The organism is Mycobacterium sp. IS-2888 (assembly GCF_001954215.1).
In the GTDB taxonomy this organism is placed as follows: Bacteria; Actinomycetota; Actinomycetes; order Mycobacteriales; family Mycobacteriaceae; genus Mycobacterium.
The window spans coordinates 1-12,228 of sequence record NZ_MBET01000007.1; the positions used below are offsets into that span (position 1 = coordinate 1).

Sequence of the window (12,228 nt, forward strand, 5' to 3'; positions counted from 1 at the left end):
CGCCCAGCCCAACGGCGGCAGCGCCCCCGCCGCCTCCGCCGCCACCGCCCGGGCCGCGGCAAGTCACCTACTCGGTGACCGGCACGAAAGCGCCGGGCGACATCATTTCGGTGACCTACGTCGACGCCTCCGGACGGTCTCGCACCCAGCACAATGTGTACATCCCGTGGTCGATGACGGTGACACCGATCTCGACGTCGGACGTCGGATCGGTGCAGGCGTCCAGTCTGTTCCGGCTCAGCAGGCTCAATTGCTCGATCACCACCAGCGACGGGGCGGTGCTGTCGTCGAACAACAACGACTCACCGCAGACGAGCTGCTGATGGTCAGCAGATACTCCGCCTACCGGCGCGGATCGGACACCATCCCGCCGGAGGTCATCGACCGCATCGTGATCGGGGCGTGCGCGGCGATCTGGCTGGTGTTGCTGGGCGTCAGCGTGGCCGCCGCCGTCGCGCTGTCCGATCTCGGCCGCGGCTTTCACCGAACGGCCGGGGGCGGCTCGCACACCACGTGGGTGTTGTATGCCGTGATCGTCGTTTCCGCGCTGATCATCGCCGGCGCGATCCCGGTGCTGGTGCGGGCTCGGCGCATGGCTCAGGCCGATCCGGCCGTCCGGTCGGCGACCGCCCCGGCGCGCGCGTTGGGGAGAACCGCGCTGCGGCCGGGCGGGCCCGGCGCACGCACCGCGACGGAACGCGCACGCGCGCACACCGTGCAGTCCGCGGAGCCGGCGGCCGAGTGGTCCGGCGCGGCGGTGGACCGGGTCTGGTTGCGCGGCACGGTGATCCTGGCGGGCACGATGGGTGCCGCGCTGATCGCGGTCGCGGCCGCGACGTACCTGATGGCAGTCGGTCACGACGGCGCGTCATGGGCCGGCTACGTGCTGGCCGGGCTCGTCACCGCGGCGATGCCGGCGGTCGAGTGGTTCTATGTGAGGCAACTGCGCGGCCTCGCCGCCGAGCGCTGATCGCCTTAGCGGCTGCCGGGCTTAGCCGCCCGTCAATCGGCCAGTGTGCGATGACGGCGTTGAGTGTGCGCGCAGGGCGCCACCCGCGCACACCGCGGCGCCCGGCTAGTGCTCGCCGTGCTCGCCGTTGGAACCGACGATGCTGTCCTGGTGCTCCCGCAGCGCGGTCAGGGCGCGTTGTTCGGCAGCGTGGGTCGCCTCGCGTAGCGCCGCGTCCTCGGACGGCGGATCGGCGAACAAGAAGCTGCCGTGACCCGGCGTTCCGCCCGAGCCCAGCCGGTTCATCTTGTTGGGCACGGGCGCGCCCTGGTACTCCAGCGGTATCGGGTGGCCGTGTGCGTCGACCGGGCCGAGCGGCTGATGCAGCTCGATGTAGGCGCCGTGCGGCAGCCGCTTGATGATGCCGGTCTCGACGCCGTGCTCGAGCACCGCGCGGTCGCTGCGCTGCAGCCCGATGCACCAGCGGTAGGTGATGAAGAAGATGAACGGCGGCAGGATCACCATCCCGATGCGCCCGATCCACGTCGTCGCATTCAGCGAGATGTGGAACTTGAACGCGATGATGTCGTTCATCGCGGCCAGGGTCAGCACCATGTAGAAGGAGATCGCCATCGCACCGATCGCCGTGCGCACCGGGACGTCCCGCGGTCGCTGCAGCAGGTTGTGGTGCGCGTAGTCACCGGTGAATCGCTTTTCCAGGAACGGATAGATGGTCAGCAGGACGAAAACCAGGCCCATGATGAGCGCCACCCAGACCGGGGCGGGGATGGTGTGGTGCCAGAAGTAGAACTCCCACGGCGGCCAGATGCGGGCCAGGCCCTCGGTCCACATCATGTAGAAGTCGGGCTGTGAACCGGCCGACACCTGAGATGGCTTGTAGGGACCCAGGTTCCAGATCGGGTTGATCTGCAGCAGCCCACCCATCAGGCCCAGCACACCGACGATGGCGGCGAAAAACGCGCCGGACTTGACGGCGAACACCGGCATCACGCGCACGCCGACGACATTGTGCTCGGTGCGGCCCGGGCCGGGGAACTGGGTGTGCTTCTGGAACCACACCAATCCCAGATGTAATCCGATGAGCGCCAGGATGATTCCCGGTATCAGCAGGATGTGGATCGCATAGAGGCGCGGGATCAGGATGTCACCCGGGAAGTCGCCGCCGAAAAGCGCCCAGTGCAGCCAGGTTCCGATCACCGGCATGCCCAGGGTGATCGACGAGAGCGCGGCCCGCAGCCCGATGCCCGACAGCAGGTCGTCGGGCAGCGAGTAACCGAAGTAGCCCTCGAACATGGACAGGATCAGCAGCAGCGAGCCGATGACCCAGTTGGCCTCGCGCGGCCGGCGGAACGCTCCGGTGAAGAAGATGCGGGCCAGGTGCACCATGATCGCCGCGGAGAACATCAACGCGGCCCAGTGGTGGACCTGTCGGACGAACAGGCCACCCCGGACTTCGAACGAGATGTTCAACGCCGTTTCGTAAGCGCGCGACATCTCGACACCGCGAAGTGGTTGGTAGACACCGTTGTACGTGACCTCGGTCATGGACGGGTCGAAGAACAACGTCAGATACACACCGGTCAGCAGCAGCACGATGAAGCTGTAGAGCGCGATCTCGCCGAGCAGGAACGACCAGTGCGTCGGGAAGACCTTGTTGAGCTGTCTGCGCACGGCCGCCGACGGGTGATAGCGGGTGTCGATGTCCTCGCCCTGTTTGGCCAGGACATCGCCGATCTTCGGTGGACTCAGTTTGGGACTCATGTCGTCGTCCTCTCCCAAAATGCCGGTCCGACGGGCTCGATGAAGTCGCCGTTGGCGACCAGATACCCGTTGGTGTCGATGGTGATCGGCAGTTGCGCCAACGCACGCGCCGCCGGGCCGAAGATCGGCTTGGCGAAATGCAGTGCGTCGAACTGCGATTGGTGACACGGGCACAAGATCCGGTAGGACTGCTGCTCGTACAGCGACGACGGGCAACCCAGATGCGAGCACACCTTGGTGAATGCGAAGAACTCGCCGAAGTTGAAGCTTTCCTGGCCCTGCCGCTTGACCACGCGGGACATGTCGGTGGGCCGGATCCGGATGAGCATCACCGGATTTCGCACACCCAGCTTGATCGCGGTGAGCTTTTCGTGTGATTCCGCGGTGGTGCCGTCGCCGTCGGACTCCCGCCACGGGAACACCGTCTCCATTGCGCCCGCGTCCATGTCTTCCGGGCGCATTTTGACGAACGGCGCGCTGTCGGTCGAACCGGTGGCTCGCGCGAGATAGATGGTCTCGCCGTGGTAGCGCGGCGTCCAGCCGGACGTCCACAGCACGGCCTTCTTGCCATCCGCGGTGGGCACCACCGGTTTCCACGGGTTTTTGATCAGGCCGCCCGCGAACGCCACCAGGGTGCCAAGGCCGAATGCGCCCAGGCCCAAGCCCAGCGACAGCCCCACGAGCTTGCGGCGCCCGATCGTCGAACCCTGATAGGCGTCGGTGAGGTTCGCCACCACCGTCTTGCGGTCGATTTCGCGGGAGGCGCCGTCGTGGCGTTCCTGGATCGAAATCTCTTCTGGGATAAACCTTTTCTGGAACAGCAGCGCTCCGACGGCGATCGCCAGGATGGACAGCCCGAAGGTCAGGCCGTACAGCGGTGTGGTCAGCGAGTACCACAAGCTGCCCGCGGCTTCCCTCGGCTTGTATTCCCATGGCCAGAACAGGAAGATCAGCAGCAGCGCCAGCCCGAAGAAACCGCCGAGCAACAGCCACAGGGCCACACCCCGCTCGGCGCGCTTCTCGGCCTTGGTCTCTGTGGCCGGCCAGCGGGGCTCCTTGTAGACGGTCTCGACGCCGTCGATCTTGCCGCCCAGCGCGACCAGTTCGTCATTCGACATCTCGGCCAGCGCAGCCTCATTGGGCTCCTGGGCCGGCCCGGCGCCCCTGTCGGTGTCGGAGCCGGTGGGGATGTTCGAGCCGTCGCTCATGATCGCGCCCCAATCCACAGTGCCAGCCCGATGGCGGCGACCATCCCGATGATCCACATCGCCATGCCCTCGGGCGCGGGTCCGAAGCCACCGAGGCCGTAGCCGCCCGGCTGCCGCTCTTCGGCGACCGTCCGCACGTAGCCGATGATGTCTCGCTTGGCCTCGAAGGAAAGCTGGCGGTCGGAGAATTTCGGCATGTTCTGCGGGCCGGTCAGCATCGCGTCGAGGATCTGCTGCTCATTGGCGGGCCCGAGGTCGGGCGCGAACTTGCCGGATGACAGCGCCCCGCCCTTCCCGGTGAAGTTGTGGCACGACGCGCAGTTGAGCCGGAAGAGGTCGCCGCCGCGGCCCAGGTCGTTCCCGCGCAGCGACCGCATCGAGACGCTGCCGTCGGGGTTGCGGGTCACGGTCGGGCCGCCGCCGTTGGCCTGCACGTAGGCGCCGATGGCGTCGATCTGCGCCTCGTCGAAGACCGGGTCTTTGCGCGGGGCCTGGGCCTCACCGCGCATGGCGGGCATCCGGCCGGTCGACACCTGGAAGTAGACGGCCGCCTCGCCGACCCCGATCAGGCTTGGCCCGTGGTCGGGCACGCCCTGCAGGTTAGCGCCGTGGCAGGACACACAGGAAGTGTCGAAAAGCTGTTTGCCGGTGCGCAATAGCGCAGAGGACGACTCATCGGCAACGGCCACCTGCGGCCGGGGGGTCAGCACCGCGGCCAGCCCGCCGGCCACGGTAAGCGCGATCAGCAGCAGCAGGCCGCCCGACAATCGGCGGCGCAACCGCCGCCGCGCGCGATCACTCCGCGGACCCCGGGGCTTGCTGCCACCGGATCGGATAGACCTCAGTCGCTTCAACCGAGCACTCCTGTTCATTCCTCTTTCAAAGCCCCTGCGAAAGCGCCGGCCTTCATCGGATGAAATAGATCACGGTGAACAGCGCGATCCACACGATGTCCACGAAATGCCAGTAGTAGGAGACGACGATGCTGGCGGTCGCCTGCGCCGGGGTGAACTTGGTCATCGCGGTGCGCGCCAGCAGGAAGATGAATGCGATCAGCCCGCCGGTGACGTGCAACCCGTGGAAGCCGGTGGCCAGGTAGAACACGCTGCCGTAGGCGCTGCTAGGGATCGTCGTGCCGTGCGTGGTCAGGTGGTAGTACTCGTAGGCCTGACCCAGGATGAAGAACAAGCCCATCAGGAACGTGATCACGTACCACCGGCGCAGCCCGAAAACGTCGCCGCGTTCGGCCGCGAAAACCCCCATCTGGCAGGTGAAAGACGAGGCGATCAGCACCAGCGTCACGGGGACGGCCTGGTACAGATTCAGCTCTGTCGGTGGCGGCGGCCAGTTCCCACCGGCCTGCGCGCGGGCCGTGAAGTAGAACGCGAACAGTCCAGCAAAGAACATCAGCTCGCTGGAAAGCCACACTATGGTGCCGACACTGACCATGTTTGGGCGATTGAGCGAATGCACCCGTGACGTGATCGCAGTACCCGAGGTCCCCACAGCGCTGGTCACATCCGCAAGTATGACGCTTTGTAGTTGTCGAACTCTACCCGGGTCTGAAATTGGCGTTTCGCGCGTCGTGCCGGTGGCACTCTCGGCCTGCCTCCGGCGGCGGTTGGGGGGCGGTTGGTACTCGTGGGACCATCAGCGCGTGGCTCTGTCATCCGAGACTTCGCCTCCCGGGGGGTCCGCACCGGGCCCCGCCGGCTCGGCGTCGTCATGGCCGCAGGTCTTGGCTCGCCTGACGGACGGGCGGGAGCTCACCCGGGGTCAGGCCGCCTGGGCGATGGACCAAATCATGACGGGAAACGCGGCGCCGGCCCAGATCGCCGCGTTCGCGGTGGCGATGAAGATGAAGGGCCCGACCTCGGCGGAGGTCAGCGAGCTGGCCGACGTCATGCTGAGCCACGCGCTGCGGATGCCCGCCGACGCGATCCGCGACGACACTGTCGACATCGTCGGCACCGGCGGGGACGGGGTCAACACCGTCAACCTGTCCACCATGGCGGCGATCGTGGTCGCGGCCGCGGGCGTGCCGGTGGTCAAGCACGGCAACCGCGCGGCATCGTCGCTCTCGGGCGGCGCCGACACGCTGGAGGCGCTCGGGGTGCGCATCGACCTCGGGCCCGAGCAGGTCGCGCGCAGTCTCGCCGAAGTCGGGATCGGGTTCTGCTTTGCGCCGGTGTTCCATCCGTCGTACCGGCACGCGTCCGCGGTGCGCCGCGAGATCGGAGTGCCCACGGTGTTCAATCTCCTTGGGCCCCTTACCAATCCGGCGTGGCCGCGGGCCGGGTTGATCGGCTGCGCGTTCGCCGAGCTGGCCGAGGTGATGGCCGGGGTGTTCGCCGCGCGGCGCTCCAGTGTGCTGGTGGTGCATGGCGACGACGGGCTCGATGAGCTGACGACGACCACCACGAGCACCATCTGGCGAGTGCAGGCGGGCACGGTGGACCGGCTGACCTTCGATCCCGCCGGATTCGGGTTCGCCCGCGCCGAACTCGGTGAGCTGCTGGGCGGCGACGCGCAAGCCAACGCGGCGGAGGCGCGCGCGGTGCTGGCCGGCGCCGCGGGACCGGTCCGGGATGCCGTCGTCCTCAACGCCGCCGGCGCCATCGTCGCCCATGCCGGGCTATCCAGCCGCGCCGAATGGTTGCCGGCGTGGGAGGACGGGTTGTCCCGCGCCCGCGCCGCCATCGACACCGGCGCGGCCGAACAGCTGCTCGCGCGTTGGGTGCGGTTCGGCGAGCAGCTCTGAGTCCCAATCCCGGAGGGCCTGCTCGCATGCCAGCCGCGCCGAGCGCGCCGCGGCCGCCCAGGCCGCCCAGGGTCCGGCCGACCGCAGCGGCGAGGCCCAGCCGTCGTCGCCGGCCACCCGCACGACGCGCACGCCCGGGTTCGCCAGCCAGCGCGCGATCAGGGCGGTCTCCTCGACCAGCGCGCCGCCCAGCGGGGCCTGGGCGCGCAGGATCGATTGCGCGCCAGCCGCGATGGCGTCGACGACCGGCATCGGCGGCACCCCTCGTCTGGCGTTGCCCGCCGCGGCGAGCTGGCCGCAGCGGATGACGGCCAGGTGGTAGCCGCCGTTGCCGTCCGGTGCGGCGGCGATCAGCTCGCCCACCGCGGCGAGGGCCCGCAGCCGCTGCCCGCGCCACAGGGTTTCGACGGCGGTGGCGGTGCGGTCGCGCAATCGTGCGGCGCTCTCGTAGTGGCGACGCTCGGCGAGCACACTGACCTGACGCACCGCGTCGTTCAGCGCGCCGTTGTCCAGGCCGTCGATCAGGGCGGCGGCGCGGGCCACGGCCGCCGCGTATTGAGTGGCCGTGACGTCGCGGGCGGCGGGACAGGGCGACACCTCGGCCTCGGGACAGGCCGGCCCATGGCGCGCACCGCGCGCGAGCCGTGCGGTGCAGGTTCGGATTCCGCTGAACCGCGCGAGCAGGCCGGCGGTTTCGGCGGCATCGGCGCGAGACCGAAACGGGCCGACGGCGCGGTCGTGGCGCGGCGAGCGCACCACCGACAAGCGCGGAAACGCCTCGTCCGTCAGCGTCACCCACCACCACCGGTGCGGGAACCGCGAGCGGCGGTTGTAGGGCGGGGCGTGCGCGGCCAGCATCCGCAGTTCGCGCACGCCGGCCTCGAGCGGGTGCGCGCACTCGACGTGGTCGACCGCCGTGGCGAGCGAGACCATCTCCTTCATCCGGCCGCGGGGATCGGCCCCGGTGAAGTACTGGCTCACCCGGCGGCGCAGGTCGACGGCCGTCCCAACGTAGAGCACCTCGCCGGCCGGCCCGCGAAACAGGTAGACCCCGGGGCGGTGCGGCAGGGGATCGGCGAGCACCTTTTTGCGACGCTGGGCCGGGGTCACGTCGGGCAGATACGAGCGCAGGTCGGCAAAGGTGTGCACACCCTGATTGCCCACCCGCTCGATCAGGGCATGCAACACGTCGACGGTCGCGCGGGCGTCGTCGAGGGCCCGGTGCGTGGGCTGTGCGGCGACGGCGAACAGCCGCGCCAGCGCGGCCAGCCGCACACTAGGGGCCTCCTCGCGGCTCAACACCCGACGGGCCAGCCGGACCGTGCACAGCACTTGCGGTCGGGGCCAAGGGATTTCGCAGCGCTGCGCGGCGGCCCGCAGGAATCCGACATCGAACCCGGCGTTGTGGGCGACCAACACCGAGCCGCCGGCGAACTCCAGAAACATCGGCAGCACGGCGTCGATGGTCGGGGCGTCGCACACCATCGCCGTGGTGATCCCGGTGAGCCGCACGATCTGGGGCGGGATGCTGCGCTGGGGGTCGACCAGGGTGGCGAACTCGCCGAGCACGACGCCGCCGCGGACCTTCACCGCCCCGATTTCGGTGATCGCGTCGGGCGGTGTTCCATCGCTGCCCCGAGTGCGCCCGCCGGTGGTCTCCAGATCCACCACGACAAAGGTGGTTTCACGCAACGGGATTTCGTCGGTGGGCGTCCAGTCCGGGCCGGCGAAACTCAGCTGAGTCCCACCAGTCACACCCATGTGCGTGACGTTAAGCACCCGCACCGACACCGGCCGTGTTCCCACGCCGGGCGGAGTCGGGGGAGTCGGGCGCCGAAAGTTGTCGGTGTCCGCGGTTAGCGTGTGGACAGCCCGACCGGAGCGCAAGCGAGAGGACCGATCCGATGGCACACAGCAGCGGCCCCGACCACACCCGCATTGCGACGTCCGCGCACGGCGAACCGATGGTGATCGACTGCGACGACTGCGCGGTGCGCGGTCCGGGCTGCCGCGATTGTGTGGTCAGCGTGCTACTCGGGATACCGGAAACTTTGTTGGAGGATGAACGCGCCGCGCTGGACGTGCTCGCCGAAGTCGGGCTGGCGCCTCGGTTGCGGCTGGTCCCGATCCACCGCGATCGCGGCTCCGGGGTGGCGTAATTGCCCTGTGCGCCAAAACTCCTGGATGGTAGCCGCACACCGGTTGTCGTTCACAAAGAATTGACAGAATTCTTTCTAATTTCTTAACGATCTGGTTTAGACAAACACCTATATCGTTTCGTAACCTGTTTGAGACCTAAACCAGCTCGACCGCGATGCGTCGATGGCCGTTTAAGGAAGCAAATCTTGAGTTTCGGCTCTGAGTATCCGATTGCGCGTGCCCTCACACGTTTGGTGGTCGGGATACTGGCGGGCTCGACGGTTTTTGCGGGCGCCCTTGCCGCGAGCGCGGCGGCCGATCCTGCGGACGACGCGATGGCGAAGCTCAATGAGCTATCGCGTCAGGCTGAGCGGACCACCGAGGCGATGCACAGCGCCCAGCTCGACCTGAACGCGAAGTTGGGCGCGCAGCGGGCGGCGGAGAAGAAGCACGCCGACGACCAGGCCGCGGTCGACGGGGCCAAGGCCAAGCTGGCGACCTTCCAGACCGCCGTCAACAAGCTCGCCGCCGCGACCTACATGGGTGGCCGCGTCGACGGCATGGAGGCCATGCTGACCGCGGGATCGCCGCAGGGGCTGATCGACAAGATGGCCGTGCAGCGGCTGATGGCGACTCAAATGCGCGAGCAGATGGCGGGTTTCCGGATGGCCGGCGAGCAGGCCGCCAAGGCCGAGCAGGCATCCGCGAAGTCCGCCGCCGACGCCAAGAGCGCGGCCGAGCAGGCGGCCGCGGTACGGGCCAGCCTGCAGTCCAAGCAGAGCCAGCTGCAGGTGCAGATCGCCGTCGTCAAATCGCAGTACATGTCCCTGTCGCCAGGCCAGAAGACCGCGCTCGCCGACCCCGGGCCCGTCCCCGCGGCTGCTCCGGCGCCCGGCGCGCCGGCACCGGACGCATTGCCGCCCGGTGCGCCGCAGCCCGGCGGCCCTGCGCCGGGCGAGGCTCCACCCCCCGGCGGACTGTTCGGACCACAGCCCGGCGGCGGCGTCGGCGGCGGTGACCGCGCGACGGTTGTGCAGGCGGCGCTGACGCAGGTCGGCTCGCCCTATGTGTGGGGTGGTGCGGCGCCCGGCGGGTTCGACTGCTCGGGACTGGTGATGTGGGCCTTCCAGCAGGCCGGCATCTCGCTGCCGCACTCCAGCCAGGCGCAGGCCCAAGGCGGTCAGCCGGTGGCGCTGTCGGATCTGCAGCCCGGCGATGTGGTGACCTTCTATAACGACGCGTCACACAGCGGCCTCTACGTCGGCGACGGCATGGTGATCCATTCCTCCACCTACGGCCAGCCCGTGCGGGTGGTGCCGATGAATTCCGCTGGCCCGGTCCACGACGCCCGCCGCTACTGAGCGCCGGGGCCGGCCCAGCCGCCGGCGAGGCTTGAAAATCCTGCTGGCCTGTGTCTTTGCTGGTGAGTTCGTCGCAGCCGCGGCATCCCAGTCGGCAGTCCACCCGGCGCCCGACGCCCCGCAACGACCCACACCGCCGGCCGCGTCCGCGCCGATGGTGGTCCGCGACCGGGCGGTCCGTTTGCTCGGCGGCGGCGGTCCGGCCACCGATCGTCTGCTGTCGCGCATCGCGTCGAACATCGGCGCGGCGGTCGACGCCGTCGAGACCTTTTGGGGGATCGATTGGCCGCGCGACATCTCGGTGGTCGCCACCGGCTCCGACGACGAGTTTCGCGCCGCCGCCGGCGGCGGCCCGGCCGCACAATGGGCCGACATCGCGGCGGTGACGGTCGTCGACCGCGTCGATCCCGCGCACCGGGCTGCGGTCGGCCAGCGGATCGTATTCGCGCCGGGCGCGGCCAACATGACCGAACCCGCACTGCGAATAGTGTTGACCCACGAGCTTTTTCACTACGCGGCGCGCATCGACACCGCCCTGGACGCGCCCAGGTGGCTGACCGAAGGGGTCGCCGATTTCGTCGCACGGCCACCCGGCCCGGTGCCCGCCGAGGCGGCCGAGGCCGTCGTGGCCCTGCCGTCGGACGCCGATCTGGATACCCCCGGCCCGCAGCGTTCGTCGGGGTATGACCGCGCATGGTGGTTCGCCCGCTTCGTCGCCGATACCTACGGGGCCGCGAAGCTGCGGGCGTTCTACCTGGCCGCGTGCGGGGCCGGGCATGCGGACGTGCCCGGCGCCGTGCGCGACGTCCTCGGCACCGACCCGGCCGCACTGCTCGCCCGCTGGAAGCATTGGCTGGTCCTATAGCCTGTCGCAGGTGAGTCGGGTCCTGCTGGTAACCAACGACTTTCCGCCCCGACGCGGCGGCATCCAGTCCTACCTGGGGGAGTTCGTCGGCCGGATTGTGGATGCCGGCTCGCATTCGGTGACGGTGTATGCGCCGCAATGGAAGGGCGCCGACGCGTTCGACGAGACGGCCGCGGCCGCGGGTTATCGAGTCGTGCGCCACCCGGGCACCCTGATGCTGCCCGGCCCGGCCGTCGATGCGCGCATGCGCCGGCTGATCGCCGAGCACGGCATCGAGACCGTGTGGTTCGGTGCGGCCGCGCCGCTGGCCCTGCTGGCCCCGCGCGCCCGGCAGGCGGGTGCTACCCGGGTGGTGGCCAGCACGCACGGCCACGAAGTGGGCTGGTCGATGCTTCCGGTGGCCCGATCGGTGTTGCGCCGCATCGGTGACGGCACCGACGTCGTGACCTTCGTCAGCCGCTACACCCGGTCCCGGTTCGCGACGGCCTTCGGCCCCGCGGCGTCGCTGGAGTACCTGCCGTCGGGCGTGGACACCGACCGGTTCCGGCCCGACCCGGCCGCCCGCGCCGAGCTGCGCAGCCGCTACCGGCTGGGCGAGCGGCCCACCTTGGTGTGCCTGTCGCGGCTGGTCCCGCGCAAAGGCCAGGACGTGTTGATCAGGGCGCTGTCGTCGATCCGGCGACGCGTCGACGGAGCGGCCCTGGTGATCGTCGGCGGTGGCCCATACCTGCAGGAGTTGCAGAAGCTGGCCCGCGAGTGCGGGGTGGCCGACCACGTGACCTTCACCGGCGGCGTGCCGGCCGCCGAACTGGCCGCCCACCACGCGCTGGCCGACGTGTTCGCGATGCCGTGCCGCACCCGCGGCGCGGGCATGGACGTCGAGGGCTTGGGCATCGTCTTTCTGGAGGCTTCGGCCACCGGCGTACCGGTCATTGCCGGGCAATCGGGTGGAGCCCCAGAAGCAGTGCAGCACAACAAGACTGGGTTAGTGGTCGACGGCCGTTCGGTGGACAAGGTGGCCGACGCCGTCACCGAGTTGCTGACCGATCGCGACCGCGCCGCCGCGATGGGCGCCGCCGGTCGCGAATGGGTGATGTCGCAGTGGCGCTGGGACACGCTGGCGGCTCGGCTGGCCGACCTGCTGCGCGGCTAGTGCTTCGGTA

The 12,228-nt window shown here is 69.4% G+C and carries 11 protein-coding genes and 1 pseudogene; 7 read left to right on the top strand and 5 right to left on the bottom strand.

Features of this window, described 5'->3' with window-relative positions; genetic code table 11:
• Together A5745_RS00475 and A5745_RS00480 are read left to right on the top strand one after the other, a co-directional pair.
• Positions 1 to 323 (top strand): MmpS family transport accessory protein (locus A5745_RS00475; protein ID WP_217695257.1); only part of this gene is annotated, 323 nt, incomplete at its 5' end.
• On the top strand, positions 323 to 970 hold the full coding sequence (locus A5745_RS00480; RefSeq protein ID WP_076062319.1) for a DUF2561 family protein: 648 nt from the start codon (positions 323 to 325) through the stop codon (positions 968 to 970). The genes A5745_RS00475 and A5745_RS00480, both read left to right, overlap by 1 nt.
• Positions 971 to 1,075: 105 nt before the next feature.
• Here the strand turns inward: A5745_RS00480 and A5745_RS00485 are convergent, their stop codons facing one another.
• Genes A5745_RS00485 through A5745_RS00500 form a run of 4 tightly spaced genes read right to left on the bottom strand, consistent with a single transcriptional unit; the run spans position 1,076 to position 5,457 of the window.
• The gene (locus A5745_RS00485) at positions 1,076 to 2,731 is read right to left on the bottom strand and encodes a cytochrome bc complex cytochrome b subunit (RefSeq protein ID WP_076062321.1); all 1,656 of its coding nucleotides are present in this window, start codon (positions 2,729 to 2,731) and stop codon (positions 1,076 to 1,078) included.
• The gene (locus A5745_RS00490) at positions 2,728 to 3,939 is read right to left on the bottom strand and encodes a ubiquinol-cytochrome c reductase iron-sulfur subunit (RefSeq protein WP_076062424.1); all 1,212 of its coding nucleotides are present in this window, start codon (positions 3,937 to 3,939) and stop codon (positions 2,728 to 2,730) included. Before A5745_RS00490 ends, A5745_RS00485 begins: the two co-directional genes overlap by 4 nt.
• On the bottom strand, positions 3,936 to 4,811 hold the full coding sequence (locus A5745_RS00495; protein ID WP_139329372.1) for a cytochrome c: 876 nt from the start codon (positions 4,809 to 4,811) through the stop codon (positions 3,936 to 3,938). Before A5745_RS00495 ends, A5745_RS00490 begins: the two co-directional genes overlap by 4 nt.
• A 34-nt stretch (positions 4,812 to 4,845) precedes the next feature.
• Positions 4,846 to 5,457 (bottom strand): heme-copper oxidase subunit III, encoded by a 612-nt coding sequence (locus tag A5745_RS00500; RefSeq protein ID WP_076062325.1) that lies wholly within the window; start codon positions 5,455 to 5,457, stop codon positions 4,846 to 4,848.
• A gap of 139 nt (positions 5,458 to 5,596) precedes the next feature.
• On the opposite strand from A5745_RS00500, the gene trpD reads away from it, so the two are divergent.
• Positions 5,597 to 6,700 carry an anthranilate phosphoribosyltransferase gene (gene trpD / locus A5745_RS24910; RefSeq protein ID WP_076114742.1) on the top strand — a complete coding sequence of 368 codons (1,104 nt, stop codon included), beginning with the start codon at positions 5,597 to 5,599 and terminating at the stop codon, positions 6,698 to 6,700.
• Here trpD and A5745_RS00510 read toward each other — a convergent pair.
• Positions 6,638 to 8,461: pseudogene (locus A5745_RS00510) on the bottom strand (DEDD exonuclease domain-containing protein); the annotation flags it as partial. The gene trpD and the pseudogene A5745_RS00510 overlap by 63 nt on opposite strands.
• Positions 8,462 to 8,604: 143 nt before the next feature.
• Here A5745_RS00510 and A5745_RS00515 point away from each other — a divergent pair.
• The 4 genes from A5745_RS00515 (at position 8,605) to pimB (ending at position 12,218) form a co-directional block, all read left to right on the top strand.
• On the top strand, positions 8,605 to 8,859 hold the full coding sequence (locus A5745_RS00515) for a hypothetical protein (protein ID WP_076114743.1): 255 nt from the start codon (positions 8,605 to 8,607) through the stop codon (positions 8,857 to 8,859).
• Positions 8,860 to 9,045: 186 nt separating this feature from the next.
• Positions 9,046 to 10,200: a peptidoglycan hydrolase RipC gene (ripC, locus tag A5745_RS00520; RefSeq protein WP_076114744.1), complete on the top strand. Its 1,155-nt coding sequence runs from the start codon at positions 9,046 to 9,048 to the stop codon at positions 10,198 to 10,200.
• Between the two features lie 40 nt (positions 10,201 to 10,240).
• Entirely contained in the window at positions 10,241 to 11,065 is an 825-nt protein-coding gene (locus A5745_RS00525; protein ID WP_076114776.1) for a hypothetical protein, read from the top strand.
• Positions 11,066 to 11,075: 10 nt separating this feature from the next.
• Positions 11,076 to 12,218, top strand: coding sequence for a GDP-mannose-dependent alpha-(1-6)-phosphatidylinositol monomannoside mannosyltransferase (gene pimB / locus A5745_RS00530; RefSeq protein ID WP_076114745.1), 1,143 nt, complete (start codon positions 11,076 to 11,078; stop codon positions 12,216 to 12,218).
• Positions 12,219 to 12,228: the final 10 nt, after the last annotated feature.